At 48.2% G+C, this 26,555-nt stretch carries 29 protein-coding genes and 1 pseudogene; 14 read left to right on the top strand and 16 right to left on the bottom strand.

Annotated elements, in window-relative coordinates:
* Nucleotides 1-93: 93 nt before the first annotated feature.
* From L2082_RS09155 to L2082_RS09135, 5 genes are all read right to left on the bottom strand, one after another.
* Nucleotides 94-351, bottom strand: coding sequence for a hypothetical protein (locus L2082_RS09155; RefSeq protein ID WP_446011648.1), 258 nt, complete (start codon nt 349-351; stop codon nt 94-96).
* A 218-nt stretch (nt 352-569) separates the two neighbouring features.
* Nucleotides 570-806, bottom strand: a complete 237-nt coding sequence (locus tag L2082_RS09150; RefSeq protein ID WP_446011650.1) for a YgiT-type zinc finger protein — start codon at nt 804-806, stop codon at nt 570-572.
* A gap of 8 nt (nt 807-814) precedes the next feature.
* Nucleotides 815-1,174, bottom strand: coding sequence for a hypothetical protein (locus tag L2082_RS09145; RefSeq protein ID WP_446011647.1), 360 nt, complete (start codon nt 1,172-1,174; stop codon nt 815-817).
* 170 nt (nt 1,175-1,344) lie between these two features.
* Nucleotides 1,345-1,680, bottom strand: coding sequence for an element excision factor XisI family protein (locus L2082_RS09140; RefSeq protein WP_446011649.1), 336 nt, complete (start codon nt 1,678-1,680; stop codon nt 1,345-1,347).
* Entirely contained in the window at nt 1,677-1,994 is a 318-nt protein-coding gene (locus L2082_RS09135) for an element excision factor XisH family protein (RefSeq protein ID WP_446009713.1), read from the bottom strand. The genes L2082_RS09140 and L2082_RS09135 overlap by 4 nt, the downstream gene beginning before the upstream one ends.
* A gap of 323 nt (nt 1,995-2,317) precedes the next feature.
* Here L2082_RS09135 and L2082_RS09130 point away from each other — a divergent pair, with 323 nt between their 5' ends.
* Entirely contained in the window at nt 2,318-2,899 is a 582-nt protein-coding gene (locus tag L2082_RS09130; RefSeq protein ID WP_446009714.1) for an outer membrane beta-barrel protein, read from the top strand.
* A gap of 67 nt (nt 2,900-2,966) precedes the next feature.
* Here the strand turns inward: L2082_RS09130 and yedE are convergent, their stop codons facing one another.
* The 7 genes from yedE to L2082_RS09095 form a co-directional block, all read right to left on the bottom strand.
* Complete coding sequence (yedE, locus tag L2082_RS09125) at nt 2,967-4,031, bottom strand: YedE family putative selenium transporter (protein ID WP_446009715.1); 1,065 nt, start codon at nt 4,029-4,031, stop codon at nt 2,967-2,969.
* On the bottom strand, nt 4,032-4,592 hold the full coding sequence (locus L2082_RS09120) for a tetratricopeptide repeat protein (RefSeq protein WP_446009716.1): 561 nt from the start codon (nt 4,590-4,592) through the stop codon (nt 4,032-4,034). It abuts the gene before it with no gap.
* Between the two features lie 143 nt (nt 4,593-4,735).
* Nucleotides 4,736-5,707: a right-handed parallel beta-helix repeat-containing protein gene (locus L2082_RS09115; protein ID WP_446009717.1), complete on the bottom strand. Its 972-nt coding sequence runs from the start codon at nt 5,705-5,707 to the stop codon at nt 4,736-4,738.
* A 46-nt stretch (nt 5,708-5,753) separates the two neighbouring features.
* Complete coding sequence (locus tag L2082_RS09110) at nt 5,754-6,734, bottom strand: phosphate/phosphite/phosphonate ABC transporter substrate-binding protein (RefSeq protein WP_446009718.1); 981 nt, start codon at nt 6,732-6,734, stop codon at nt 5,754-5,756.
* 110 nt (nt 6,735-6,844) lie between these two features.
* Entirely contained in the window at nt 6,845-7,339 is a 495-nt protein-coding gene (locus tag L2082_RS09105) for a tetratricopeptide repeat protein (RefSeq protein WP_446009719.1), read from the bottom strand.
* 45 nt (nt 7,340-7,384) lie between these two features.
* Nucleotides 7,385-7,963, bottom strand: coding sequence for a glycine betaine ABC transporter substrate-binding protein (locus L2082_RS09100; RefSeq protein WP_446009720.1), 579 nt, complete (start codon nt 7,961-7,963; stop codon nt 7,385-7,387).
* Nucleotides 7,964-8,101: 138 nt separating this feature from the next.
* Nucleotides 8,102-9,505, bottom strand: a complete 1,404-nt coding sequence (locus L2082_RS09095; protein WP_446009721.1) for an SLC13 family permease — start codon at nt 9,503-9,505, stop codon at nt 8,102-8,104.
* Between the two features lie 230 nt (nt 9,506-9,735).
* Between L2082_RS09095 and L2082_RS09090 the strand changes: the two genes are divergently transcribed.
* Nucleotides 9,736-11,079 (top strand): GumC family protein, encoded by a 1,344-nt coding sequence (locus tag L2082_RS09090; protein ID WP_446009722.1) that lies wholly within the window; start codon nt 9,736-9,738, stop codon nt 11,077-11,079.
* 40 nt (nt 11,080-11,119) lie between these two features.
* Here L2082_RS09090 and L2082_RS09085 read toward each other — a convergent pair whose 3' ends face one another.
* Complete coding sequence (locus L2082_RS09085) at nt 11,120-11,641, bottom strand: hypothetical protein (RefSeq protein WP_446011646.1); 522 nt, start codon at nt 11,639-11,641, stop codon at nt 11,120-11,122.
* A gap of 282 nt (nt 11,642-11,923) precedes the next feature.
* On the opposite strand from L2082_RS09085, the gene L2082_RS09080 reads away from it, so the two are divergent.
* From L2082_RS09080 to L2082_RS09070, 3 genes are all read left to right on the top strand, one after another.
* The gene (locus L2082_RS09080; RefSeq protein WP_446009016.1) at nt 11,924-12,190 is read left to right on the top strand and encodes an EF-hand domain-containing protein; all 267 of its coding nucleotides are present in this window, start codon (nt 11,924-11,926) and stop codon (nt 12,188-12,190) included.
* A gap of 76 nt (nt 12,191-12,266) precedes the next feature.
* Nucleotides 12,267-12,842 carry a Spy/CpxP family protein refolding chaperone gene (locus tag L2082_RS09075; RefSeq protein ID WP_446009015.1) on the top strand — a complete coding sequence of 192 codons (576 nt, stop codon included), beginning with the start codon at nt 12,267-12,269 and terminating at the stop codon, nt 12,840-12,842.
* Between the two features lie 92 nt (nt 12,843-12,934).
* Nucleotides 12,935-13,432, top strand: coding sequence for a DUF4405 domain-containing protein (locus L2082_RS09070; RefSeq protein WP_446009014.1), 498 nt, complete (start codon nt 12,935-12,937; stop codon nt 13,430-13,432).
* A 317-nt stretch (nt 13,433-13,749) separates the two neighbouring features.
* Here the strand turns inward: L2082_RS09070 and L2082_RS09065 are convergent, their stop codons facing one another.
* Entirely contained in the window at nt 13,750-14,277 is a 528-nt protein-coding gene (locus L2082_RS09065) for a hypothetical protein (protein ID WP_446009013.1), read from the bottom strand.
* A 287-nt stretch (nt 14,278-14,564) separates the two neighbouring features.
* Between L2082_RS09065 and tpx the strand changes: the two genes are divergently transcribed.
* Entirely contained in the window at nt 14,565-15,074 is a 510-nt protein-coding gene (tpx, locus tag L2082_RS09060; protein ID WP_446009012.1) for a thiol peroxidase, read from the top strand.
* A gap of 96 nt (nt 15,075-15,170) precedes the next feature.
* Here tpx and L2082_RS09055 read toward each other — a convergent pair whose 3' ends face one another.
* Nucleotides 15,171-15,431: a VF530 family protein gene (locus L2082_RS09055; protein WP_446009011.1), complete on the bottom strand. Its 261-nt coding sequence runs from the start codon at nt 15,429-15,431 to the stop codon at nt 15,171-15,173.
* A complete protein-coding gene (locus tag L2082_RS09050) occupies nt 15,424-15,981 on the bottom strand; it encodes a dihydrofolate reductase family protein (RefSeq protein WP_446009010.1) in 558 nt (185 codons plus the stop codon). The genes L2082_RS09055 and L2082_RS09050 overlap by 8 nt, the downstream gene beginning before the upstream one ends.
* A gap of 672 nt (nt 15,982-16,653) precedes the next feature.
* On the opposite strand from L2082_RS09050, the pseudogene L2082_RS09045 reads away from it, so the two are divergent.
* From L2082_RS09045 to L2082_RS09010, 8 genes and pseudogenes are all read left to right on the top strand, one after another.
* Nucleotides 16,654-18,744: pseudogene (locus L2082_RS09045) on the top strand (COR domain-containing protein).
* Nucleotides 18,745-19,015: 271 nt separating this feature from the next.
* Nucleotides 19,016-19,267: a type II toxin-antitoxin system prevent-host-death family antitoxin gene (locus L2082_RS09040; RefSeq protein WP_446009009.1), complete on the top strand. Its 252-nt coding sequence runs from the start codon at nt 19,016-19,018 to the stop codon at nt 19,265-19,267.
* Nucleotides 19,264-19,539 (top strand): type II toxin-antitoxin system RelE/ParE family toxin, encoded by a 276-nt coding sequence (locus tag L2082_RS09035; RefSeq protein ID WP_446009008.1) that lies wholly within the window; start codon nt 19,264-19,266, stop codon nt 19,537-19,539. Before L2082_RS09040 ends, L2082_RS09035 begins: the two co-directional genes overlap by 4 nt.
* Nucleotides 19,540-19,645: 106 nt before the next feature.
* A complete protein-coding gene (locus tag L2082_RS09030; protein WP_446009007.1) occupies nt 19,646-20,545 on the top strand; it encodes an Rpn family recombination-promoting nuclease/putative transposase in 900 nt (299 codons plus the stop codon).
* A gap of 46 nt (nt 20,546-20,591) precedes the next feature.
* Nucleotides 20,592-21,485 (top strand): Rpn family recombination-promoting nuclease/putative transposase, encoded by an 894-nt coding sequence (locus L2082_RS09025; RefSeq protein ID WP_446009006.1) that lies wholly within the window; start codon nt 20,592-20,594, stop codon nt 21,483-21,485.
* Nucleotides 21,486-21,529: 44 nt separating this feature from the next.
* Nucleotides 21,530-24,772, top strand: a complete 3,243-nt coding sequence (recC, locus tag L2082_RS09020; protein WP_446009005.1) for an exodeoxyribonuclease V subunit gamma — start codon at nt 21,530-21,532, stop codon at nt 24,770-24,772.
* Between the two features lie 67 nt (nt 24,773-24,839).
* The gene (locus L2082_RS09015) at nt 24,840-25,862 is read left to right on the top strand and encodes a bifunctional UDP-N-acetylglucosamine diphosphorylase/glucosamine-1-phosphate N-acetyltransferase GlmU (protein WP_446009004.1); all 1,023 of its coding nucleotides are present in this window, start codon (nt 24,840-24,842) and stop codon (nt 25,860-25,862) included.
* Nucleotides 25,863-26,071: 209 nt separating this feature from the next.
* A partial coding sequence (locus tag L2082_RS09010; RefSeq protein ID WP_446009003.1) for an MASE3 domain-containing protein occupies nt 26,072-26,555 on the top strand: 484 nt, incomplete at its 3' end.

Here is a 26,555-nt window from a genome sequence, read left to right as displayed (position 1 = left end):
AAAACAAACAACCAGAGGGTAACCTAACTTTTCAAACATGTCTAAATTGAAGAGGCGGGATAGTTGCGCCCAAAATTTCTCATTGCGCTATTCTCATATTGAAAAAAGTTTAGGCTCTGAATTGCTGCAAAAGTCAAAGGAGAACATCCGAGTCTTAGTGCCTATGTAGATTTGCGAGAACCGTTCACCAAGTTCAACACGCGCGTAAACGATAAAGTTGCTCGACTTGTCAAGTTCCGAGACAGAGAGGGATGAGCCGATTTTGCGCAGTGTCGCTTGCAGTGCGTTCGCGAGTCCTCCTTGCTCAATCAGCTCGGGGTACAGTTCAGGGATGTCTTTTGCAATTTCCATACTCTTACAGTTTCCGAGGCCGCTACCCACCAATTATAAAACCTTCGGCTCTAATAACAGATGATATTTCACCATCCAGTACCAGTCATGAAACCTGATTGTCAACAGAGAGTTGCATAAAACAAGAACAGGCACGGTTCAGGAAGGCAAAAAAATATCCCCACCGCAATACTGCGACAGGAGTAGGACAACCGGTTAGGGCAGGTGCTGACGAAGAACTAAGCAGTTGCAGGAACAAATCGAACTATCTCAACAGAGATTCTCTTTTCAACAGAATGCTTTTTTGAAAGATATTCGTCAACCGCATCAAGTGTCTTCGCATGGAAATATCGCTCTCCGCACTCTGTACAGACTTCAGCTTGGACATTTTCAACAATATAGAGTTTCTTGTTCATCCAATGCTGACGTTTGACATTCCTGCTGCGTGTAACTCCTTCACAAAATTCGCAGATCATCATTTCACCTATCTGTCCTCGGTCGTTAACGACTTGGCCAGTCGGATGGCTGTTGCCTCGTCGTTAGCCGGGATTCGAATTATCCCGCTTGAGACTGCCTCCCTCACAATTGGTTCTGCGACGACTTTCCCATTAATTGTAATCACGATTTTGTGATCAATACTGGTCTTTGTCAGCTCCTCCAACTCCCGTGCTTTGGGCTGTCCCAGGACAACTTCCAATAAGACAGGATAATTGCGACTGAAAACAACCTTAACCGACACGGTGTCAGCACTCACGATATCAAACGACTTGAACTGCTCTGCCTGTACAGTGGTTACAACCAGACCAATAACGATTATCAACCATAATGCCTTTACGTTTGTCATCTTTTCTCTGGATCATTGATTGTCAGGGATGCTGTCTCTGTTCTTTATATAAAAGAGTATCAGCAATGAAACCTGCCTGTCAACAAAGCGTTGCATGAAACAAGAAGAGGCGCGATTCAGCAAGGCAAAAAAATACCCCCGCCGCAATGCCGCAACAGGGGCAGGTGACATCACCCTTCGGCAAACCCCGTATACTTCCGTTTGTAAGGAGCCTGAAAACCGAGAACAATATCCTCCTTGGGCACACCGAGACTCATGAGTTCTTCGGCAATACCTATTTCTGTACCGTTATGCTGCACCCAAATCTTCCCCTTTTTTATATCGAAATGCAGTATACAACCGTGAACCCATTCATATCCGTCCCAACCGACCTGAAACAACTGGTAATGATTATGCTCTTTATCAAAAATATACTGTGTTTCAACAGAGTCAGAATCTGGTATCTGCTTTCCCAAGGCAAGAATAACATCCTGAATATAAGCTTGATAGCGCATTATTTTTTCTATTGTATCCATAAACGAATCTCCTCCTTCTCCGGGTCAAAGGTCAGCAAAGTCACGGCGTACTCGCTCAGGACGCTCTGCACGAACGGACGACGAAAGAAGGACTCATAGACATCCAGAGGAACAGCCAAAAACAAGCCGCGTTCCGGTTCTTTCTGTTTCAGGGCTACCCTGTAGTCCAGGTATTGTCCCAGTGCCGCATGAAAGTCCGAGAGAAAGGATGTGCCGAGAAAACTTTTTATTTCCACAGCTATTTTCACCCCTTCTTTGGATAAGGCATGTTTTACCTGCTGATGAAAAATATCCCGTGCCGACATGCATCCTCTCGCTGTTAGAGACCTATCTATTTTTTCTGCACAGTACCAGCAATGAAACCTGATTGTCAACAGGGCGTTGTATGAAACCAGAAGAGGCGCGGTTCAGGGAAGCAAAAAATCCCCCCGCCGCAGGACTGCAACAGGGTATGGTACATCCTCACCAGGGAAGATCCTGGTCAATCCAAACAAATATCTTATCACACTGTTTTGATTTCTTTACTTGAGCTGCTGTGATTCACCTGCTATGCTGTGATAAAAGCGGTAGCAAACCGCTCCATGCTTTTATCGGCAAAAACCAACAACAACAAAGAAAGGAGATATCCATGAAACGAGGGATTGTATCCACCGGAATACTTGCCCTGCTCATCGGTATGGCAGGCCAGGCCCAGGCAAGTCGTATTGGAATGCACGGGGCCTATTCAAACGGCGGTGATGTTGAAGAACCGGAAGTAGGTATTGGCGGGCAAATAGAATTTCCCATCAATCATATACTTTCTGTTGAATTTGCTGTAAGCTATTTTAGCGAAGAATTCGAAGGGAGTAACGGGACAACTATTGATCAGGACTTGACCTCATTCGGAGTATCTGCGGTCTTCAGAAGGGCATTAGGCCCGCAACTGGGAGGGTACATGCTCTTTGGTGCAGATTATAACACCATTGACACAGAGAGCAACTTCCATAATGTTAACATGGAGCTGGATGATGAGATCGGTTTTCACATCGGAACCGGCCTGAACCTCGCAATCAACTATAACATGGAACTGTTTGCTGAGTATCGCTATACCTTTCTGGAAACTGAAGGGGATGTAGAAATGACTGGCGGACTACTGGACGCTTCTCTCACAGATGGAGATTACGAGTATGATTTTGGTCTGGCTAAGCTCGGCCTGAACTTTCTTTTTTAAGGCAAGAACGAAAAACAAGGGCGATCACAAGGATCGCCCCTACCAACCGCTTGCATCCTCATCTTTCTTAACGCTGCCTCTTGGCCTTGCGATAACTGAGAATAACTGTCAGGCAAAATATTAAACCAAACAGGGTCGCGATTTGCCCATTAAACTGCGGACCTGCTGAGGTGCTGCGTAGCTCCCAGGTAATAACCATTGCAGCTCCGGTCACCATGCCAAAACAGGTGATCCCGGCATCAACATCCCCTTCCCCGGCCTTAATAACCTGACGAAAAGGACAACCGTCCACAATAACTGCTGCAAGACCAACCAGGACCATTGCCAGAAAACTCCAGAGATGACTGTGATGGGCACCGGGCTGGGCCTCCATACCAAGATTAAACTGACCCGTCAGCAAAGAAACCATCAGAGCAGAGACAAAGATGGCTACCACACCGCTGAACAGGGTTTTTTCCCGAAACAGGAAAAAATTGCGAATCCCACCGGTGATACAGAGTCCTGAATGCTGGGCCAAACCACCAATGATCAAGCCAACAGCCAGAGAGATCCACAGGGGTGCATGCTGGGCAGCTGGTCCTGAAAAACCCTGACGAATAAAAGCAGGCTTCAGAAAAAGAAAAATCAGCAGCAAAAGACCAATGGCAGGCAAGACATACCCGTTGATAGTCGGCATGCTCTGGGCACGATCCAATACCGAGCCCGCCCTGATGTATTTTCCACCCAGCCAGATGCCAAAGAGCATACCAAGCAGGGCTGCAACCGCTGTCAGGTCACCAGCTCCCAGGCGTAAAAGCATCTTGATGGGACACCCAATAAAGACTCCACAGCCCACGATCATAAAAAAACCAAGAAAAAAACGAATGAGCGGAGACGAGCCTCCAGTCACCCGAAACCGACGATTCTGCTTGGCCATAAAAAAGGCCCCAAGGAGAAACCCCACCAACTCAGGGCGGATATAGCTCATGCGAAGGCTATCCTGAAGCTGGATGGCTCCTGCCAGGTTTTCCAGAAAACATGAAATGCAGATTCCTGAATTGACTGGATTGCCCAAAAGGGACAAAAGAACAGCACCAGCTCCAAGTGCTATCCCTGTTATAATTGAAATATCTGGTAATTTTAAGCGACTCACTTATTCACACCCACCTGCTACTCTTCGTTGTAAATAGAGAAGCTCATCAAGAGCCTTTCTCATCTCTGTATCCTCGGGCCGCGACTTCAGTTCCTGGGCCAAAGTTTGCTTTGCTGCCTTCAGGTTATCCTTTATCTCCTCTCCAAGAAAAAGAGGAGTTTTATTATCAACAAAATCAGGTTCGCTGTCCACGGCCTGGCGATAGCTGGAGATCGCTTCCACCATGTTACCGTTATTATAGTGCAAGCGAGCCTGATAAATAAAGGAGCGTGGATTATCGGGGTGTTCCCTCTGCACCTTTTGCAGAACCTTTTGCGCAGCAGTATACTGTCTCATGCCAAAGAGTCGTTGTACCTCTTTGTAGATTTTCTTGTCCTGCTCCAATCGCTTCTGGTACATCTCTTCAGCCAGTTCCTTCCTGCTGACACCTGCTCCTTCCTCCTGCAATGCCGCTACTCCATGCTGAACCAGCATCACTGCGGTGATGACAATCAGCAAGGCCAACGAAACAAAGGTTACGCTGTCCAGAAGATTACCAAAGAATTTATCTTTTATACCCATAACTGCCTATGCGTTGAACTTCCCATCTTCGCAACGACGGGACTGCAAAAAAATATCCGGCAGAAAGCACGCTCTGCTTCAGCGGCCTTCAACCGGATGTTTGAAAACTCTTAAAAACTCGGTTCGTTGTTAGAGAATCGTTGTTAAAGAATGCCTGCTCCGCTCACCGGTGAAGTATAAAAATCACTCAGGTCAACCTTGCCCAGGGTTTCATCGCGCCCCTTATCCATGACCTTTTCCATGATTTTCTTTTCATCTGTTGTGCCCCACCAGTTGTTGCGGGCAATGATATCACTGTCCTGCCCTTCCAGCATAGAGATATTGTAGTTCTCGTTATCAGTAATATTATTATCACGTAGCAGGGCCACTTTGGTCGCATAGAAGATCACGCCTTTACCGTTCTTGCTAATATTGTTAAAACGAATAGCTGCGCGACCACCCTTTTTGACGTAAATACCAAAGAACGTATTCCCCGTGAACTCATTATGAGCAACAGGCGAAGCAGTACCGCCACCTACAATAATGCCACCGCCGTTTTCTGTCACCTGATTATAAAGAACCGGCATAGAACATCGCACCGCAACATCGGGCAGGTTCTTGCTGCCAATAGCAGTCCCATTATACTTTAATATATTGTTCAGCACAGCAACCTGTGAAGAATGGCAATGCACAGCGGTCTGCGCATACATGAGCTCGCAGTATTCAAGCAGGTTATCCACAGAACCGTAGAAGTTAATTGCTCCCCAGTCTCCAGGAGCAGGCTTTTTCTCAGCACTGGTAAAGACTATTTTTTCCTCTTTGGTTCCTTGGGCATACAATCTCCCCAAAACAAAGATCTCAGAGCGGGAGAAGTGGTTGTCCTTGTCTGTGTACATCTTCTCCGGTCCAAAGGGTTCAACTTTGGCAAAACGAACCGTGGTTCCAGGCATGATGATTAAGGTAGCGTTTTTGGCTACCTCCACATCGCCCTTTATCAAAATATCTCCGGACCAGATTGTATCCTTTTCAATAACCCCTTTTTCAACAACCTGTTCCTTTGCTATTCCGGATTGCAGGGTCAGAAAGGTCGCTGCAAGACCGACAAGCAGCGACAGTACTCTTTTTTTACTTATCATTGGCGTATTCCCGCTATATTTTCGATACAATAAAATTGGATGATTATTAATACTTGGTGTACGGAGGCATGTTACAGAGTTTCAGGTCTTCCCGAATTGCATCGTATTCGCTGTCAACAACCGGGGCAAAACCATCAATAAGCATCCGCTTGAGTACCTTGAGCGTCTCTCCGTCCACTGTCGCGACTTCATCATCCTTCAGATTCAGAGCGATATTTTTGACCTGCTCCTTCAGATCCGGATCGACTCCGGCCCTAGCACCAATGGTGCAGTACGGCATGGGGTCACTCTCAGCAATGATATTATAATCATCAATATCAATAATTCCCTCTTCCACAAGACGATCCAGATCGATACGCGGAGCAGCCCCAACATCGTATTTTCCGTATTCCACCCCGTAAATAACCTTATCATGTTTAGCAGCACCAGAAGGAATAGTGTACGAGGAGAAATCAGTTTCCGGGTTAAAATTATTATCCAGCATTAGAGCATACTGTGCCATGTATCCAAAAGGAGCCATAGCCGGACCAAAAACCATAGATTTACCACGCATATCTTCGATCGTCTCAATGCCGCTATCTTTACGGGCAATAAGCGCACCAGTGGCTTTATATCCATGCCTTCCGCGAATATCAACGGCCAGCAGGTCAGCCTTGTACTTCTCTTTCAGTAAAACAGCAACAATGGAGTTGACGTGAAAAAAATCAACTTCTTTGTTTTTAACCAGTTTCTCAAACTCAAAGGTATTTTCAAGAATCATCTCGACCCGGCGGCCCAGCTTTTTCTCAAGATAGGCGGTAAGAGGGGCAAAGCGTTCCTCAGACAGTTTACGACTGTCGCAAATCATATAACCGAAACGAATCGGTTTTTCATTGCTGATGGGTGTTACCGCTGGCTGATCGTTTTGTTCCGAAACAGCGGCGGGCTTAGTCGATTTGGCGGGTTTCTCAGCCTCCTTATCAGTCTTGCATGCCTGGAGAGAGAACACAGCAGTGATAAAAAGGATACATAAAACAATTTTCTTCATGTCGTTATATCTCAAATAATTTATATGGGATTCTCCCATCTTAAGAGACGGGATGGACGTCATTATAAAGCCTTGAAAAGGTCTGACAAACCAAACAGCTTTCAACAAGGTCAGGATTTACTGATTAACGCAATTTCCTTTTCAATCTCAGCTGCAGCTTCCGGGGTAGCTGCGAGCTTTTCCGCAGCCTCCAGCGCTTTTTTTGCAAGATCAGGTTGGTTGAGCTGTTTATGGGCCAGAGAAAGATGGACATGCACCAGCATGTCCTTGTCATTCAGGGCCAAGGCCCGCTCCAGATATTTAACAGCCTCAGCCCCTTTGTTTTGCCGAAGCAGGACAATCCCCATACCGTCAAGGGCATCGAAATTATTCGCATCCAGCTTTAAAACCTCCTCAAGCTGTTTCGTTGCCTCGGACAGCTCATTGGTTCGGAAGTAAGCCATGGCCAGGTTATTTCTGGTAGCAGTATCATCGGCATCCATATAGAGCAGCATCTTGTACTGCATGATCTGGACCGAGTCAGGGAGTTTGGAAATTCCCCCGTGTGCAGCAGCTGAACTCACTGAAAGCAGGAGGATCAGCACGGTGAAAAACAGATTTCGCATTTTTTCCTCTTTGTAAGAGATCAATAATGATCCAGTATTCTTTGATCAGATCAAATTCTTTGCCTTCAGGAAGTCTTTGGCAACACTCTCAGCATCTCCGTTCTCTGTCTGCTGCAGCAACTCTTCCAGAGCAGAATCATCAATCAGGTCGCCCATTTTATTGATAACACGATGTAAAATAGGAAATTTAGCTAAAGATTCCTGGTTGGCAACAGGTACAGCCATAGAGGCATCCTGCTGTTGCACCGGCCCTTTGTACCCAAAGGGCTTCAGCCAAACCAATCCTTCGTTTTCAATATAGTATTCCTTGACCAGACTGTATTTTTCCTGATCATCGCTTCCCTGATCATCACTGCTCATACCGGAAAGACCAGTGTTCACATAGTTAATGCAGATGTCGCTGGGGCATTCTGCGCCTGTGGCCTCCTCGCTATTAACGATATTCACTGTGGTCCCTGTTCGCTCTGTAATATAGGTTGCCATAATGTGGGCAATAAGCTGTTGTTCTGGAGACTCATTAACGGTCAGGTTCAGAATACGACCAACACAGCTGTGGCTTGTGGAGGTGAAGGTCAGCAGCAAGAAGAATGATGCTGTGAACAGAAGGGTGATTTTTTGTTGCATTGTCAGGTAACTCCTTTTTTATTGTCTTGATGAAAACCTTCACTTTATAGAGGAAGATTTGTTCTTCATAACAGTTTTCTTATAGGGTCAATTCCCCAAGTACGTTCCAAGTACGGTACAAAAAAAATATCATATTCACTAAAGCCAGTCCAGCAGTTTCCACCAGAAAAAATTAACTGGCAGAAGAAAAAAAACAGTAATCAGGGCCAGGAACAAACATACTTTTGCCGCATGAATGAGCTTCTCACCTGAGAGCTGCATGCCAACAACAATCGGAGGTGCCTGATAGGGCAACATAACGGTGGAAAAGCCCACAACCTGCATCATAAGCAAGGTCTTCACTGGCAAACCCGTGGCCTGGCCCAGGCTTTCAGAAAGCGGGGTGAAAACTGCCGGAACCGCTGGTAGAGTTGTCAGCATCCCTGTTACTGCTGACGCAAGACTGATCGACATATAATTCATAAAATCCTGCCCCTCACCCAAGGGCAGCAGACCTATAATCCGGGTCGCCAAAGTTCCTCCTAACCCGGTGTGATTGATCATCCCACCCACGCCAAGGATACCGGCAACGAAAATGATAGCCCCCCAGTTGACTTTCTGATTAAATGCCTTTTTTCCTACAATATCAATACCAGGCATCAGGAGAACAAGTGCTCCTCCCAGGGCAATCCAGGCTGGCGAAATATGATGAAGGAAATCGGTCACCCACAGGCCCAGCATACTAACCAGAACAAGTGACAGAATGACTTCATCACGGGAAAATCTTCCGGTTTTATGAGGCTCCTGTTCAGGGAGTTCTACTGGCGTATCTGGAAAAAAAAAGATAATCAGCGCGACAATCAGCACTGCTTTGATAAGACTTAATAAAGGAAAATGAAGAAAAAGATAGTCCCCGTAAAGAATAGAAAAATTATACTGGGTTTCCGCCATTCCCACGAGCACCATATTGGGCACATTAGCAGGCAGGATGCCAAAGGCAGGGATATATGTTCCAAGAATAATAGCCAGCAGCACACCAACCCGTCCCTTGGAGCCTTCCCTGAAATCAAAATGATCAGCAACTGACAAGGCAATAGGGGTCAGCAAAACCACCCGGCCCATAGCTGAGGGCATCAGAAAGCTAAACACCAGGCCCGCTGCTACCAATCCACTGATAATCTTAAAATAACTCCCATGCAGCCAGACAGCTGCGTAACGGCCAATCCTCGCTCCCAGACCAGTTGATGAAATTGCTATACCAATGACCAAGCCACCAAAAATCAGCCATATTGCCGCTGAACCAAAGCCTGCAAAGACTACCTCTGGCCCGGCAAGCGAGAACACCATCGCCAGCAGAAAAAAAAGCAGGGCTGTCAGGTGTTCTGGAATCAAAGCTGTTGCCCAAAACACCAGAGTGAGCAGGGCAAGGACACCGGCCTGGGCTGGTACTGATACACAGAAGGGAGAAAACTTCAGCAGCCAAACAACTCCAATAAGAGAAAGGATAACCAGGAGAAGCCGGAGGGTATTCGTATTTAAGCCAGAAAATCTACCAGAAGTCATTTGGTTAAAAAATTATAATTTTAATATAAAAACATAAAAAATACTACTAAACTGCAAGGGGAAGGTCAAGATAATATCAATCAGACAAGCGGTATTTATAAAAAATCGGTTGCATAAAACCCGACTATTAGGTAAGAGCCAATGTACGCAGGGTGCGAGAGCTTGCTCCCTGCAGCAGGACTAACGCATATGCCCATTTTACTTCCTCCGACTTTGTATAATACAACACAATGTTAGCTTTTTTTTCCTCTGTAAAACAATATCTCACAGGTATACTTGGGGTTTTTCTTCTCATTACATGTGTGGTTGCAACCATTGCCTTACTGCGCACACCAATATTTGAGGCAGAAGCACGCATTACTATACCTGAAGGACAACAAGAAAGTGCAAAGAAAGGCCGTTCAGAGCTACTGGACAAGCCTCGGTTTTCTCCCTCCTCCAGTGCATCTGCGCCGCAAGGTGCCAGCCTGCAAACAGCTGTGGAAATGCTTCAGGGAAACGTCCTGGCAGAACAGGTCATAACAGCCATAGGTGCCACTAAGCTCTTTCCTGACCTTGAGCAAAATACCAGGGGAGATAAGGATTTTCTGGCCCACACCCTTGCCAGCTTTCAGCAACAGCTCACTATTACCCAGATCAAAGAAACCCGCATTATCAAAATTGCTTTCCAACATCAAGAGCCAGAGTTGTCTGCCCAGGTTGTGGAAATGCTGATTCGATTCTTTGACAAAGAATACAGAAAATTTCTGCCTCCAAAAGAATCCTTGTATAACGAGCAGCTTATCTTTGCCCACCAAAAAATGTATCAGACAGCACAGGCCCTCTCTCAGTTCAAACAACAGAATAAACTTCTGCTTGTTGGAGAGACTCCAGATAAGCTTACAGAGCAATATGATATGCTGAAGACCTTACTTGCCAGTAAGCAGGAAAACCTGGAGAAGCAATTGCAGCAGCTCACCAAATTAGAAAACCAGTTTGCAGACAGCCTCAAGTCTGATCCGCACGGGAAAGAACAGAAGAAACAGGAAGAACTCAACGGGCCAGGAAAAGATCTTATCCGTTTAAAGCTCTACGAACAGGAACTCCGGAAAAAATACGGTGAAGGTAGTTCTGGTGACCGGCTCATCGCCAATGTAGGACTCCAGATTGCCTCCCTGGAAAAACTCCTCTATGCAAAGGCCGAGATCCCGGAAGCCGAGCAAAAAAATCTGGATGAGACTGCCGAACAAATCGTTACAGCCCGGATGGCTTATCATAATCAACAGAAAAAAACAGACCTCCTGCAACGCCAGATTCGTCAGGTAGAAAATAAATTGCAGCGTGCTACAGAACAGAACCAGGTACTGGGAAAACTTCAGCAGCAGGCAGAGACAAGCCGCAAACGCTATGCAAGCCTTGCTGATAAGTTTGAACGTTTTGAAAAGATACAGATTATCGAAAGGCCTATAGTACCACTTGCACCGATCAAACCGAAACAAAAAACCGCTCTTCTTGCAGCTCTTGTCTCCGGCCTGATCGGAAGTATCTTGTACGGGATAATACAACTGCTTCGCAACAGTGCCTCATCGTCATAACAGGGTATGACGTTCCCGTCACAAGAATTTGCAACAATGATTATTTTTCAACCGTACCTTGACCTGATCCCTGCATAGCCCCCTGCACAGAGCCCATCATGCTTTTCATAATGGACTCCTGCATGCTCTTCTGTATAGTCTTCATATTTTCAGCCATAACCTTTTGTTGCACCTCAGACATAATATCTGAACCGACAATAGCGTCCTTCATTGAAGCATCCAGCACCTGTTGTGCTGGCATAGGCTGTGTTACATTGCCCGTACTTCCCATACTTCCCATACTTCCGCTACTTCCCATGCTGGTGGATTCCCCCTGCATATTCTGCCCGGTTGAAGCAGCTGGTTTTGCTGACACCTGACCAGCATTCATAGTGGAAACAGGAGCTGTTGTTCCATTGCCTGATGCTGCTTGTTTATTCAAGGCCTGTTTAATTTTTTCCATATCAATCTGCACTTTGGGAACTTCAGCCATAGTTACATAAGCAGTTGCAACCATATAACAACCTGTGAGCAGTATTGCGGCTGCACATTTCCCCATGTTTTTTTTCCAATCCACTTGCATCGTTTTTCTCCTTTTCAGCAAACTATTCACTCTTTTTCCTCTTCCAATTGATGTTTCAGTGTTGCACTAAATATTCTTTAAGATAAATACTCATCGTTAATCTAACCTGTCAATGGATTTTTCAGGCTTGTACAAAATACCATCCTGCTTTCTGATCTGGCTTTACAAAATCTTTACAATTTATTTCCTGAACAACAAACTTCCTTTACATTCATTGTCTATAGTGCAGCTATACAAATAAAGGAGCAACACATTACCACTCATAACAAACTGGAGAAAATCATGAAAGCATTAAAAACCGCAATAGCTATTGTTTTTACCATGTCCTTACTTGCCAGCTACAGCTTTGCCCAAGGTCAGGGTAGAGGCTTACGTTGCCAACAACGCTTTGCAGAGTTTGACACCAATAAGGATGGCAACGTGACCCTTTCAGAATTTATGGCAGTTGATCACCCGAGGGGAGAGGATCAGGCCAAGGCTATGTTCAAAGTAAAAGACACTGATAATGATGGCCAACTGACGCAGGCAGAATTCTGTCCCAGAGCATAAACAGGGTTTCTTCTGTCTTGACAGACTCCTTATTACGCAAAAAATAGCAACTATACACCACAACCTGGAGAAAAACATGATAACACGTTTGAACAAGAAAATCGCTACCGCTGTACTGGTTGGCCTGCTCACCGTTTCCATTATCCCCATGACAGCAAACGCCTGTCGCAGAGGCGGTGGAGGAGGTCAGGGCGGAGGTTGCGCCATGAAAGGCGGCCAGAACGGTAAGAATTTTGGCGGGGCTTTAGGTGTCTGGAGAAACGCCCAGGCAGTAAAGGACTTGGGTCTGAATGCTGATCAGGTCGGCAAGCTTAAAAACGCTGATTTTGCGGCTCGTGAAAAACAGCAGGATCTGCGGGCTGAGATGAGCCGTTTGCACCTGAAAATGGATCAGGAATTTTCAGCGGATAAGGTGAATGACGATGCTGTACGCAAATTATCCAAGCAGTTGGCAGCTGTCAAAGGCAAAATGATTGAACAGCGAACCGAGACCCGCTTGGTCCTTCAGAACCTGCTCACCCCGGAGCAGCTTGACAAAATAAACAGCCAACGCGGCCAAGGCGTTGGCAAAGGCATGAAAAAGAACTGCAAGATGAACGGGAACGGCCAGGGCAGCGGAAATGGCATGAAAAAAGGCATGGGAAGAATGTAACCCCATAACGTTCCAGGTTAGGGGCGAACCCCTGTGTTCGCCCTGCCTGATTGCAACAGTACCATTAAAATATTACATAAAAAACATTCCCCATGAAAATGACACGAGAATGGATCACCCCTATAACCACAGGAGCGTTCCTACTGACCGCCGTGACCGGCGTTCTTCTCTTTTTCCATGCAGCCACGGGCCTGAATAAGGCTGTTCACGAATGGTTAAGCTGGATTTTTCTGATTGGCGCAGTATTCCATCTTATCCTGAATTTTACTTCCTTTAAAAAGCATCTTACCCAGCGGAAGGGACAGGTGCTTATGGGAACCTTTGCTCTTCTCTTGGTACTCAGTTTTGTTCCATTTGACGAAGAAGGGCATCACGGTTCGCCCTTAATACCTCCGGCCAAGGCCCTGGCCCGGACACCGTTGTCCACTCTGGCGCAGGTTGCCGGAACCAGCCCGGATCAGCTCCGTGACCGCCTGAGTAGAGAAGGAATTACTGTTGCCTCCTATGAGCAGAGCCTCAGTGAACTGGTTGGCGATGATTTCCGCGCCCAGGTCCATATTTTAGAGGAACTCCTCGAAGAAGAACATTAAGTTCCTTGCTTCCTGTCACATAACAATTTTATTCTCCGATCCTTCCGCCGCCGCCTTTTCCTCCAAAACAATCCTCCTTTCTACAACCAGGCGGCGGTTGGGTTGGGATTTCCCATCCTTCTCTCCCCTTCTCCTGCGCACCTTGACAACCTTACGCCTTTTGTCTCGCAGAAGGCATGCTGTTTATTTGATATTATCTTTTTGATAGAGATTTCTCTATCTCGCTCGGATAGCCTCTTCATAGCCTGTCCCTGGAGAGCATATCCGGCTTCGCTGTTCTCTTATTCCGGCAGACCTGAATCGCTCAATTCAGGTCACTAGAAACAATCCTGCTCACTTCCTTTGTACTCCAGCACCTTGGAATATATAGCTGCTAACTCATCCCTGGATACCTTAAATAGAAGACAGACATAATCAGCAGCTAACTCTTCAGGGTCATTAGCATCAATAAATTTTAAAAGCGACTTCCTGTAGGTACAGTATATTCGCATCTCTTTCTCACTCGGTTCCGCACGTTGTTTTTGCGGGCTGAATACTTCCCTGTTTCCCCGCAACACCTTTTTTCCCGCCCTCTTTTCCTGAAGTTCCAGTTCACATGTTGCTTTTCTCTCCTGCGTCTTGACAAGATCAGCCACTTTCCTTTTCCCGGGAACCCACACGATACACATTTCTGTTCTGGGCCACCAGGCCGGTCTTTGCTGAGATGCGTTAAATCCCCCTTGTTCATCTTGCCAGAGATACATTTTTGCCTGCACATAACCACTCGTGATGATCACATAAGACAAAACAACAAGAATAATATTCACCTGCAAACGCGTCCGCTTAGTGTCTTGACTTTTTTTCATGCCTTCAGCCAGGTAAAGATGGGGAGAAATTACCTACAAGGTTATCATAGAAAGCATGTAATGAAAAGGGAACCCCTTTATAACCCCTTTCATATTATATAGAAGGCTGCGACATCTGTGTCTTTAAAGCCCCTGTTATCTGAGCACGTTCCCTGCTGTCGCCATGCTTTTTCCGTGATTTTCCCTTGACTTTTCTCCTTAAAAGTGTTTGTTTTCCTTATTGAAACATTTCAAGCCAATCTGTACTTCAATTCATAACATCTCAGAAAAACAGGAGGAGCAAGACAATGGCTCAAGTGACATTCCAAGGACTACCGATCAGCACTGTAGGCGATTTACCAACTGTGGGACAAACTGCACCAGATTTCATCTTAACAATCAAAGACCTCAGTGATGTTTCCTTGAGGAATTATACAGGGAAAAAGCTTGTCCTCAATATCTTCCCCAGCATAGACACTCCGGTTTGTGCTGCCACTGTTCGGCGCTTTAATGATGAGGCCGGCAAACTGGACAACACAGAAGTACTCTGCGTTTCACGGGACCTTCCCTTTGCTCTGGACCGATTTTGTGGGGCAGAAGGTCTGGAGAACGTAATCGCTGCCTCAGAACTACGCTCGGATGAATTTGGTATAAACTATGGAGTCCGTATTGCTGACGGTGCGCTGGCAGGCCTTTTTGCCAGGGCCATTATCATACTGAACGAGATAGGCGAGGTTATGTATACACAGCTGGTTCCAGAGATTGCTGAAGAACCGGATTATGAGGCAGCGCTTGCTGCACTGGCAAACAAGAGATAAACACCTGTTCCTTAGGCCTGGGGCAAGGACGTATTGCAGGGGAGTTGCAGAGAATACCGTGCAACTCTCCCAACACATACATGATAAAAGAATTCATCACCGCACCCGCTTCCCTCCCCTTTTCGCTTTATCCTGTTGATTCCTTTTCGTGACAATGTATAAATTCTCAACCTTTGTCCGTGCCCAAGGGGTTTTTCGCAAAAACTTCAGGCTGGAATTCATAGTGGGGTTATTGACAAAACATCGTATCCTTGTCCATCGCCCCAGTTTCTCCCAGCCGTAACAATCAACAAGAAAGGTAATAATATCCTTTAAGGTCACTGCGTGCAGCGGATCCGTAGATTGGTGTTCACTCATAAACCGGTTCCTTGCTTTCCTTTCGCAACCGTCTGTAATGAGATTGAACAAGGGCTTGCAACAGTACCTCGCTCTTCACTAATTCAAACTCCAGATGCCTTGGCAGCAGACCATACAAAGGCGTTCCGTCACCAATCAGGACAGGAACCTGTGTGACAATCAACTCATCAATCATATCTTCAGCCAGGAAGCTTTGAATAAGCTGACCACCATCAATATAAAAATCTTTCATTCCCTGGACAGTAAGGACTTTGATGACCTCCTTCAGGGGAGCTGACACGATTTCCACTTTGCCTTGCAGTTGGGCCGGAACCTCCTTCAAGGTTGAGCTGAAGACAAAGACCGGTTTTGCATACCACGGCATATCGAAACTCAGTACAGCCTCAAAGGTTTTGCGTCCCATAAGCACTGCGTCCACGCTCTTCATAAAAGAGACAAAGCCAAGATCATGCCCGTCCGGGTTTGGGACACTTTCGAGAAAATCAAGACCATTATCACGGTCTGCAATGTATCCATCCAGACTTGTTCCTACAAAAACTTTATTTGCCATCTTCTTTGTCCCTTCACGGGGAATGTGTGTTTATGAACGAGGTATCACTCCCCTCAGTGGCAGTGATGCATATGGTCATGAGCAGGCACTCTAAAAAACAGGCCCTGCCCTGTCAATCAATACTCTCTTGCAGTATACTTTCTTACCTCCTTTGCTGCAAGAGATTCAGCGTTCACGGGGAGTTACCCTGTACTGGATAAATACAGCCTTCTTGAGGGCAAGGGCTACGGCCCGCATGTCCCGAAGTGGTAAGGCATTAAGCTCCTTCTTTTCATCGCCCGATCATACGATGGTCTCTCTTGATATGGGCGATTGGCGAATCGCTGGTAGAGGTTGCGGGAATGTGCAGATTATTGGTATGATGGGGGATCGTAGGGGCAAATCCCCGTGTCTGCCCTGAATGTGGCGGGGATGGGTAGACACAAGGGTCTACCCCCTACGAGATGCGGCAGGAGCGTTTCGCGAACCGTCCCTGCGGCGTTGGGTTTGAGGAGTATAGTGTTATACTCGGATTGAGCAAAGTGTTATGCTCGGATTGAGTAAAGCGTTATGCTCGGATTGAGCAAAGCGTTATGCTCGGATCGAGTAAAGCGTTATACTCGGATTGAGTAAAGCGTTATGTTCCCGTCGGGGCATGGGTGAAAGACAACAACAGGAACGGAGGAACGGGCGATGGGGTATGAAGAGGCGTTGCGGCGGATTAAAGAGGCTGCGGAGACAGGGGCAACGAAGCTTGATCTATCTGATCAAGAATTGACCGAACTGCCGTCACAACTTTTTCGATTAACCAACCTTCAAGTGCTTAACCTCGGCGGCAATCGGCTTTCCTCACTGCCATCACAGTTCATCCAACTAACCAACCTCACCAGGCTTGCTCTTCACAGTAACGACTTTTCCTTTCTACCGTCATTACTCTTTCAACTGAGGAATCTCACCGAGATTTGGCTTGACGGCAACCAGCTTACCAATCTGCCAACAGAGATCGTTCAGCTAAAAAATCTTAATTTGCTCTTCCTCAACAACAACAACCTTACCTCACTCCCTCCAGAAATCGTCCGGCTAACCAATCTAAGAGAGCTTTTGCTTCGCGACAACCCCCTCATCTCACCACCCTACGAACTCGCCGTCCAAGGCATCGAAGCCATCTGCGAATACTTCGTCTCTGCCAAAGAAGGCACCCGGACAGTCGGCCAAGTCAAGATCATCCTGGTGGGTGAAGGCGCATCCGGTAAGACCTCGCTCACCCGCTGCCTGCGGGAGGAGCGGTTCAACGCCCACGAGGAAACCACCCACGGCATCCGCATCAAGGAATGGAAGCTGGACACCGGTGACCGATCCCTGCGCTGCAACCTCTGGGACTTCGGCGGCCAGGAGATCATGCACGCCACCCACCAGTTTTTCCTGTCCCGCCGCAGCCTCTATGTCCTGGTCCTGGACGGCAGGCGGGACGAGCGACCCGAGTACTGGCTGCGCTACATCGAATCCTTCGGCGGCGGGTCGCCGGTGCTGGTGGTGCTGAACAAGTACGACACCAATCCCGGCTTTGATCTCAACCGCCCTTTCCTCAAGAAGAAATACCCCTTTATCGTGGACTTCTTCCGCACCTCCTGCCGAACGGGCAACGGCATTCGGGCCTTCCGCCAGGCCCTGGAGGAGGAACTGGGCAAGGTGCCGCTGACCCGCAATGAATGGCCGGAAAGCTGGTTCCGGGCAAAGGAGCGGCTGGAGGAGCTGAACGACCCCTGCATCAGCTATGAAGACTGCGAGGCCCTGTGCCGGGAGGCCGGGGTGTCGGGCGAGATCAGCCGGCAGGTGCTGGTGGATTTTCTCCACGATCTGGGCATCGTCATCCACTTTACCGAGTTCGACCTGGCCGATAATCACGTCCTTGATCCCAAATGGGTGACCGAGGCCGTGTATAAGATTATCAATGCCCCCTCCATTGCTGAACGCAAGGGCCTGTTCCGTAAGGATGATCTGCGGGAGATCCTCCGTTATCAGGAGGGCGACACCTATCACTACCAGTGGCGGGATCACGGCTATTTCATCGAGCTGATGCGGAAATTCGAGCTGTGCTATGAGCTGGAAGACGGCGAGGTGCTTATTCCGGACCTGCTGGAGGTCTCAGAGCCTGCGTTCGCCTTTGATGACCGGGATGCGCTCCGCTTCCTGCTGAAGTATGAAGACTTCCTGCCACCCTCAGTCATGCCCCGCTTCATCGTCAAGCGGCATAAGGAGATAAAAGACAGGCTGCGCTGGCGCACCGGGGTGGTGCTGGCCCATGCACAGCTTGATGCGAAGGCCGTGGTTCGGGCGGACAACGAGGCCCGGCAAATCCATATCACGGTCACGGGCAGGGAGCGCAAAGTCTATCTGGCCCTGATTTGACTTTCCCTGCGGGAGATTCATGCCAGCTTTGAGGGGCTGAAGGTGGATGAACACATCCCAATGCCGGACAACCCTGACATCACCGAGGATTACCAGACTCTGCTGAACTATGCGGAACAGGGGCTGGATAAAATTATCCCCAAAGGGACAAAAAAGGCGTACAGCGTACAGGAGCTGCTGGATGGTGTGCATTTCGACAGCCCGAGTGAAGGCGAAAAGATGCTGGCTCTGGCTGATGGAGAACGGAAGGACGGAGGACTGCCGGGCCTGATAAAGAAGCTGAACAGGTATGTTGAAGGCGATCTGAAGGTGTTCGGCTTGAAAATAAACTACAAAAATATTAGCGAAGATCTTCTGAACAGGGGAGAGAAATAATCTCGAACCAATGTTCCAGCCAGACTGGAACCTACGTTCGAGGTAAATCCGAACCATAGTTCGAGACAGACTGGAACCAAGGTTCGAGCCAAACTCGTACCATAGTTCGAGATGAACTGGAACCAAGGTTCCAGTTTCGCTTCATACCGCTCTCGACTTTTCATTCGAGTAAGCGAGTAGAGACTCAATATGCATCTTGATTATTCGACGAAACAGGTCTACAATCGTGTTTTAGAAAATGCTATGTTACGTATTAAACAGGAGGAAGGATATGGAGAGTATTACCGCAAATCAGCTGAAAATAAAAGGGATACCCGTAATTGAAAAGCATCTTGCCGATCATCAAGAACTGGTCATCACTGTCCGGGGCAAAGAGCGTTTTGTTGTGATGGATATGCAGCACTATAATTATCTTCGGGAATGCGAACTGGATGCGGCCCTGCACAAGACCAAGGCGGATTACGAGGCTGGCAGATGTGTTACTGAGACTGTTGAAGAACATGTGCAACGTATAACTAAATGACATACCAACTTATCTATACGGACAGCTACCTGAAAAGGGCTGCCAGGTTTGCCCGAAAACACCCGGAGCTGTTGTCCCAGTATGAAAAAACACTCAGGATACTGGAGTTGAATCCACATCATCCGGCACTTCGGTTGCATCAGCTCCGAGGTAAGCTCAAGGGACTGCACTCCGTTTCTATCAATATCTCCTATCGTATTACCTTGGAGTTCTATTTCTCCGAGAAAGAGATTGTTCTGGTGAATGTAGGGCATCATAAGGAAGTGTATTGACAATATGCGCAGTCCCGGTTGTCGTATAAGCACATACTTTATTCTTCGATCCTTCACCCAATATCTCTGACCAGGTAAACAATCATTACGACATATTGAGAACGTTATGGCAAAACGACGATTGATCAGCTTTGACTGGGCCATGAAAAAGCTCCTGCGGAGCAAGGCCAACTTTGAGATCCTGGAAGGATTCTTGAGCGAGTTGCTCCGGGATGATATCCGTATTCAGGAGGTTCTGGAGAGCGAGAGCAATAAGGAGGACAGTCGCGATAAGTTTAACAGGGTGGATCTCAAGGTCAGGAACCAGAAGGATGAGGTTATCGTCATTGAGGTGCAGTATGAGCGGGAGCTGGATTTTCTTCAACGGATCCTGTTCAGCACCTCAAAGGTCATTACCGAGCATCTCCAGGAAAGTGATCCTTATGCTGAAGTCGTTAAAGTTATTTCCGTAAATATCCTGTACTTCGATTTAGGGCATGGGCAAGACTATGTGTACCACGGATCAACAACGTTCCGGGGGATTCATTGTGATGATATTTTAGAGCTTTCCAGGTATCAGCAAGGAGCGTACAAGAAAAAGGAACTGTATCAGATTTTCCCGGAGTATTATCTGATTAAAGTGAACAGCTTTGACGATATAGCCAAGGACAGCCTGGATGAGTGGATCTATTTCTTGAAGAATGAGGAGATCAAAGACGAATTCAATGCCAAGGGGCTTCTGAAAGCCAAAGATGCCTTGGATATTATGAAGCTGCCTGAGTCGGAACGGCTTGCCTATGAACGCTATCAGGAAGATTTGCATTATCAGGCCAGTATGCTCCATTCTTCCTATTATTTCGGTATTTCCAAAGGCGTTGAGCAGGGACGGATGGAAGGTCGAATAGAGGGGGAGCAGCAAAAGGCTTTGGATATTGCCCGGAACCTGATTGATGTGCTGGATGATGCGACTATTGCGGAGAAGACCGGGTTGTCTGTGGAAGAGATTGCGCGGTTGCGGGTGGAATAAAACCAGGTTAGAGCATACGCTCATAAGAAAGTATTAAGGAAGTACCATGCCAAAACGACGATTGATCAGCTTTGACTGGGCCATGAAAAAGCTCCTGCGGAGCAAGGCCAACTTTGAGATCCTGGAAGGATTCTTGAGCGAGTTGCTCCGGGATGATATCCGTATTCAGGAGGTTCTGGAGAGCGAGAGCAATAAGGAGGACAGTCGCGATAAGTTTAACCGGGTGGATCTCAAGGTCAGGAACCAAAAGGATGAGGTCATCGTCATTGAAGTGCAGTATGAGCGGGAGCTGGACTTTCTTCAGCGGATCCTGTTCAGCACTTCAAAGGTCATTACCGAGCATCTCCAGGAAAGTGATCCTTATGCTGAAGTCGTTAAAGTTATTTCCGTAAATATCCTGTACTTCGATTTAGGGCATGGGGAAGACTATGTGTACCACGGATCAACAACGTTCAGGGGGATTCATTGTGATGACATTTTAGAGCTTTCCAGGTATCAGCAAGGCGCGTACAAGAAAAAGGAACTGTATCAGATTTTCCCGGAGTATTATCTGATCAAGGTCAACAGCTTTGATGATATTGCCAAAGACAGCCTGGATGAGTGGATCTATTTCCTGAAGAATGAGGAGATCAAAGACGAGTTCAAGGCCAAAGGGCTTCTGCAAGCCAAAGATGCACTGGATATTATGAAGCTGCCTGAGTCGGAACGGCTTGCCTATGAACGTTATCAGGAAGATTTGCATTATCAGGCCAGTATGCTCCATTCTTCCTACTATTTCGGTATTTCCAAAGGCGTTGAGCAAGGTAGAGCGGAAGGGGGAAAGGAAAAGGCTCTTGAGATTGCCCGGAACCTGATTGATGTGCTGGATGATGCGACTATTGCGGAGAAGACCGGGTTGTCTGTGGAAGAGATTGCGCGGCTGCGGCAGGAGCTTTTGTGATCGTTATCATGAACGGACTGTAAAACTACCCACAGGAGCCCCCCTTGTACCTCTTCCAATCCAACCGTTTAGAAAACCTCTTTGAGGCCCTCTGCGTCACCCTTGCCGAGCCAGTCAGTAATCCTCTGGCCCCGGAGACCATTATTGTCCAGAATCCGGGTATGGCCCGCTGGCTTTCCCAGCAGATCGCCCTGCGCACCGGGATCTGCGCCAATTTCGCTTTTCCCCTGCCAGCCTCCTATATCTGGAACATATTCGAGCAAACCCTGGGCAATGTGTCAGACCTGACCCTGTTTGATCGCAATGTGCTGCTCTGGCGGGTTCAAAAGGAATTGGATAGCCTGCTGACCGATCCGAGCATGGCTGAGATCAACGCCTATCTTGCTGAGGATGATGACGGGCACAAACGCTTTCAGCTGGCAGAAAAGATCAGTGACCTCTTTGACCAGTACCAGGTCTACCGTCCTGCCATGCTGCTTTATTGGGAGCAGGGAGGCGAAGAGCATTGGCAGGCCAGGCTGTGGCGGTGCTTGACCGCAGAGAACAAGCAGCACCGGGCTGCTCTGCTGCAACGCTTTGTCAAGGCTGCGGAAACAGGGGAGCTGCGCCAGGATGGCTTGCCGGAACGTCTTTCCATCTTTGGCATTAACGCCCTGGCTCCGGCCTACCTTGAGGTGATTGAGCGAATCAGTGAGTTTGTGGATATCCGTATCTTTCATCTCAGTCCTTGTGCCCAGGCCTGGGATGATATCCTGTCAGAACGGCTCTTGGCCCTGAAGCGGCAGAGCTGGCGGGAGCAGGGCCTTGATGATCTCAGTACTTATTTCACGGCTGGCAACCCGCTGTTGGCCTCAATGGGCACGGTGGGCCAGGAGTTCTTTTCCTTGCTCATGGCAAATAATCCCCAGGAGATTACCCTGTATCAGGAGCCGGAAGGCGATACAGTCCTGCACCGAATTCAGGCTGATATTCTCAACCTTCATGACCGGGGCGGGCAAGGCCCAGGCCAGGATAAAACTCCGCTGCCTGCGGACGATTCCTCCATCCGTTTCCATTGCTGCCATAGTCCTATGCGGGAGATTCAGGTGCTCCATGACCGGTTGCTGGATGCCTTTGCCGCTGACCCTGCCTTGAAACCCGCTGATATTCTGGTGATGGCCCCGGATATTACTACGTACGCCCCGGCAGTGGCCGGAGTCTTTGGCTCAGCCCCGCCTGCCCGCTATATCCCCTGGTCCATTGCAGACCAGGCCAGCCGCCTTGAACAACCGGTTATTGAGGGCTTTCTCACTCTGCTGGAATTGCAGGAAAGTCGTTTCACGGCCCCGGATGTCATGGCCTTGCTGGAAAACCAGGCGATTCTGAACCGGTTCGGGCTTGCAGCTGAGGATGTTGTCCTTATGCGTTCTGCTATCATGGAGGCCGGGGTACGCTGGGGATTGGACCAGGACCATCGCCGGGAGCAGGGATTGGGGGATACCCAGCAGCATACCTGGGACTTTGGCCTGGATCGACTCCTGCTGGGCTATCTCATGGGGCCGCTTGATCAGCCCTGGCAGGGAATCCTGCCCTGTTCCGGCAGAGTCAGCAGCCAGAGTCCCTGGTTGGGTGGTTTGACCGGTTTTATTCGGGCCGTGCAGGAGCTGCGGAAAAAGATGAAGGCCCGTTATCAGCCATCTCAATGGGCAGGATTGCTTTCCTCTTTACTGGATGATTTTCTTGCTGATGATGAGGAAAACCAGGAGGGGGTACTTATCCTGCGGCGCACCATTGCTGATTTTGTCGAGCATTGTCGCTTGGCTGGATTTGAGCAAGAGCTTGGCCTGCCGATTATCCGTCATTGGTTTGAAGCCCAACTCTCTGAGTCAGCAGGGGGCCAGGCCTTTCTTGCTGGTCGGGTCACCTTTTGCAATATGGTACCCATGCGCTCAGTCCCCTTTAAGGTGATTTGGTTGTTGGGCATGAATGATATGGATTATCCCCGAACCCAACGGGCCCCGGCCTTTGATCTGCTGTCCCGGCAGCCCCGCCTGGGTGATCGCAGTCGCCGTGATGATGATCGGTATCTTTTTCTGGAGGCCCTGCTCTCAGCCCGGAATCACCTTGCCATTTCCTGGGTGGGACGTGATCAGCAGGATAATTCCTCCCTGCCGCCTTCTGTGGTGGTGGCAGAGCTGCGGGATTATATCAATCGTGGCTGGTCAGCAGGCGAACAAGAGGGGAAGGACGGAGAGGAGGAGCAAACAGCAGCTCAAATGCTCACTGTGGAATATCCCCTCCAGCCCTTTAGCAGGCATTGTTTTTTAGGCTGTCGCAAGACGGCCAGTTATGCCTCAGAATGGCTGCCACAAGCCCCTGCTTCCTCTGCCTCCTCCCTTGCCTTTGTCCAGGCTCCTTTACCCCCGCCTGAACCCTGTGAGCAGGTGGACCTCAACCGTCTTGTTCATTTCTGGAATCACCCGGTTCGCTTTTTCCTGGAACAGCGCATGGGCCTGCGCAGTCGCTATGAGGAGGAGGTGCTGCCAGAAGCTGAGGACTTTGTATTGGATCATTTGCAAAAATATCTGCTGAGCCAGGAGATCATGAACAGACAATATAGGGAGCGTGTTGAGAGGGATAAGGCCCGGCCCGCATCGCCCCTGTATCGAATGCAGGCAGCAGGTCATCTGCCCGGTGGACGCTTCGGCCAGATCCTGTATCGGGAAATGGAACAGAATACAGCAATGTTGGTTGAGTCTTTAGAGTCTATAACCCAAGAGCGGGCTGACCCGGAAGATGTGCAGTTAGCTGTTGATGATATTATGCTTACGGGCCAGCTCACATCGTTGTATCGTACTGGTCGAGTGAGTTTTCGGCCAGCAACCTTGAAGGCCGGGGATATTTTACAGCTCTGGATTCAGCATCTTGTGCTGCTCCTCCATTCTCCGGCAAAGGTACGTCCACTTTCTGTGCATGCGGCCCTGGATACCATGGTGTGCTTTGAGGAGGTTGAAGACCCCAAGGCTGAGTTGACCGCCTTATTACGTTGTTATCGGCAAGGCGAGTCAGAACCGCTTCATTTCTATCCCAAGACCAGCTATGCCTGGGCCAAGGCCCGATCTGAGGCCGCAGCCTGGAATGCGGCCCGCAGAACCTGGTATTCTGGTTTTTACCGGGGAGAGAGTGATGATCCTGCTTATGAGATTGCCTTACGTGCCCAGGAGCCGTTGGATCAGCGTTTTGCTGAACTGTCTGAGTTGTTTCGGCCTGTGGTGGCTTATATGCAGAAGTATGAGGGAGGAGCGTAGGGCAACACCCTGGTACACCTTTTTTGTTAATTCCCTACAATAATTTATTTCCCAGGAGTCCTGTTCCATGAACACCCCCAACATTTCCGCAGTCATCCTTGCCGCTGGTAAAGGCACCCGTATGAAGTCTGACAAGGCCAAGGTACTGCATGAGCTTTTTTTCAAACCCATGCTTCATCATGTTCTGGACACGGTGAGTGCAACCGATGTTGGTCACATGGCCGTGATTGTCGGTCACCAACGGGAGCGGGTTCTGGCTTCGCTGGCAGAGCCTCCTGCCTCCTATACTTTCAGCCCTGTGATACAGGAAGAGCAATTGGGCACCGGGCATGCTGTGCTCTGTGCTGAATCAGCCTGTGCGTCTTTTGATTTGGTGATGATTCTTTGCGGCGACACCCCCTTGATCCGCCCGGAAACCCTTCAGGCTATGATTGATCAGCACTTGGCCAGTAAAACCGTGCTCAGCCTGATGACCACGGTTTTGGATGATCCCTTTGGGTATGGCAGGATTATCTCCAACTCCCAGGGAGGGGTGGTTGAGATTGTTGAGCAGAAAGATGCTACACCAGAACAACAGGCCATCCAGGAAATCAATGCCGGGATCTATCTTGTTGACCGGGAGTTTCTCTTCTCTACCTTGCAACAGGTGGGCACGGATAATAGTCAGGGTGAGGTCTACCTGACTGATATCGTCTCCATTGCTACTGAGCAAGGGCATCAGGTGGAAAAATTCGTCCATAGGCCAGCCATTGACGTGCTGGGAGTGAATTCCCGCGTAGAACTTGCCCAGGCCCATAATGAGCTGCAAATACGCCATAATCAAAAAGTCATGCTGTCTGGGGTAAGTATGTACAGCCCTGAATCCATCCTTATTGCCCCGGATTGTCAGATCGGTCAGGACGTTACCCTGCATGCAGGTGTGCAGATCACGGGTGCTTCGGTTATTGGAAAAAAAGCAGAGATTGCTTCAGGTGCTCTCCTGCATAACTGCCAGATTGGCGCTGGTGCTGTTATTGGTGCCCATGCTGTTCTCAGGAATTGTACGGTTGAAGAAGGAGAGCAAGTCAAGCCATTAGCTTGCTGCCTATGATAAAAAAACAGGTAAAAGAATTGAATAAGTCTGTAAATAAATATTTACTTTATTGATTTAAGAGGATATAATAAAAGATTATCAACTATACAGCTCTCCCGCTCGCCGACAAGTGAAAAAACACCCCATCCCAGGGGGCGGCGTATTAATTAACAAAATATTCTGCTGTTACACCGCAGGTAGCAGGGTATCAAATTCGAAGCTTCGCAATGAAAGCCGATACAGAAAAACTGAGGACACATTTTTCTCCGGCCTGTTTTGTTCCGTTTGCGGTTATTGTCGGGCTTTTTTTAGCTGATGAATACAGTGAGATCCTGTTCCATGCCCTGGCAGAACTCTTCAGTATCATTCTGATCAGCAGCATTTTTCTTTTTACCTGGAACACCCGCCGTTTTCAAAAAAATCATTTTTTTCTCTTTCTTGGCATAGCCTATCTTTTTATAGGCTCTCTTGATTTTGTTCATATCCTGATCTACAGAGATGGCGAGGAAATCCTTGCTGGCAGCACCATGAACGCCTCCCTCCAGCTTTGGGTTGCGGCACGTCTTATGGAAGGTGCCTCCTTAGCCCAAGTTCGTGACATAAAAAGTCAAAGTTATGCAAAAACAACAAGTTGCTTATTTTTTGACTATTCCTATGGCACTACAAATTTTTATTTTGCCGGAATCGTCCTCTTGATAATCCTGCCAGGAT

The sequence above is a fragment of the Candidatus Electrothrix sp. genome (genome assembly GCF_052785085.1).
The sequence above is the reverse complement of the archived record's forward strand: the minus strand, read 5'-3'. Positions and strand labels throughout refer to the sequence as shown.

Excerpts from the sequence above, each read along its gene's own strand:
- L2082_RS09155 (WP_446011648.1), bottom strand. The coding sequence starts at position 351 with ATGGAAATTGCAAAAGACATCCCTGAACTGTACCCCGAGCTGATTGAG.
- L2082_RS09150 (WP_446011650.1), bottom strand. The coding sequence starts at position 806 with ATGATCTGCGAATTTTGTGAAGGAGTTACACGCAGCAGGAATGTCAAA.
- L2082_RS09145 (WP_446011647.1), bottom strand. The coding sequence starts at position 1,174 with ATGACAAACGTAAAGGCATTATGGTTGATAATCGTTATTGGTCTGGTT.
- L2082_RS09135 (WP_446009713.1), bottom strand. The coding sequence starts at position 1,994 with ATGTCGGCACGGGATATTTTTCATCAGCAGGTAAAACATGCCTTATCC.
- L2082_RS09130 (WP_446009714.1), top strand. The coding sequence starts at position 2,318 with ATGAAACGAGGGATTGTATCCACCGGAATACTTGCCCTGCTCATCGGT.
- L2082_RS09120 (WP_446009716.1), bottom strand. The coding sequence starts at position 4,592 with ATGGGTATAAAAGATAAATTCTTTGGTAATCTTCTGGACAGCGTAACC.
- L2082_RS09115 (WP_446009717.1), bottom strand. The coding sequence starts at position 5,707 with ATGATAAGTAAAAAAAGAGTACTGTCGCTGCTTGTCGGTCTTGCAGCG.
- L2082_RS09110 (WP_446009718.1), bottom strand. The coding sequence starts at position 6,734 with ATGAAGAAAATTGTTTTATGTATCCTTTTTATCACTGCTGTGTTCTCT.
- L2082_RS09105 (WP_446009719.1), bottom strand. The coding sequence starts at position 7,339 with ATGCGAAATCTGTTTTTCACCGTGCTGATCCTCCTGCTTTCAGTGAGT.
- L2082_RS09100 (WP_446009720.1), bottom strand. The coding sequence starts at position 7,963 with ATGCAACAAAAAATCACCCTTCTGTTCACAGCATCATTCTTCTTGCTG.
- L2082_RS09095 (WP_446009721.1), bottom strand. The coding sequence starts at position 9,505 with ATGACTTCTGGTAGATTTTCTGGCTTAAATACGAATACCCTCCGGCTT.
- L2082_RS09090 (WP_446009722.1), top strand. The coding sequence starts at position 9,736 with ATGTTAGCTTTTTTTTCCTCTGTAAAACAATATCTCACAGGTATACTT.
- L2082_RS09085 (WP_446011646.1), bottom strand. The coding sequence starts at position 11,641 with ATGCAAGTGGATTGGAAAAAAAACATGGGGAAATGTGCAGCCGCAATA.
- L2082_RS09080 (WP_446009016.1), top strand. The coding sequence starts at position 11,924 with ATGAAAGCATTAAAAACCGCAATAGCTATTGTTTTTACCATGTCCTTA.
- L2082_RS09075 (WP_446009015.1), top strand. The coding sequence starts at position 12,267 with ATGATAACACGTTTGAACAAGAAAATCGCTACCGCTGTACTGGTTGGC.
- L2082_RS09070 (WP_446009014.1), top strand. The coding sequence starts at position 12,935 with ATGAAAATGACACGAGAATGGATCACCCCTATAACCACAGGAGCGTTC.
- L2082_RS09065 (WP_446009013.1), bottom strand. The coding sequence starts at position 14,277 with ATGAAAAAAAGTCAAGACACTAAGCGGACGCGTTTGCAGGTGAATATT.
- tpx (WP_446009012.1), top strand. The coding sequence starts at position 14,565 with ATGGCTCAAGTGACATTCCAAGGACTACCGATCAGCACTGTAGGCGAT.
- L2082_RS09055 (WP_446009011.1), bottom strand. The coding sequence starts at position 15,431 with ATGAGTGAACACCAATCTACGGATCCGCTGCACGCAGTGACCTTAAAG.
- L2082_RS09050 (WP_446009010.1), bottom strand. The coding sequence starts at position 15,981 with ATGGCAAATAAAGTTTTTGTAGGAACAAGTCTGGATGGATACATTGCA.
- L2082_RS09040 (WP_446009009.1), top strand. The coding sequence starts at position 19,016 with ATGGAGAGTATTACCGCAAATCAGCTGAAAATAAAAGGGATACCCGTA.
- L2082_RS09035 (WP_446009008.1), top strand. The coding sequence starts at position 19,264 with ATGACATACCAACTTATCTATACGGACAGCTACCTGAAAAGGGCTGCC.
- L2082_RS09030 (WP_446009007.1), top strand. The coding sequence starts at position 19,646 with ATGGCAAAACGACGATTGATCAGCTTTGACTGGGCCATGAAAAAGCTC.
- L2082_RS09025 (WP_446009006.1), top strand. The coding sequence starts at position 20,592 with ATGCCAAAACGACGATTGATCAGCTTTGACTGGGCCATGAAAAAGCTC.
- L2082_RS09015 (WP_446009004.1), top strand. The coding sequence starts at position 24,840 with ATGAACACCCCCAACATTTCCGCAGTCATCCTTGCCGCTGGTAAAGGC.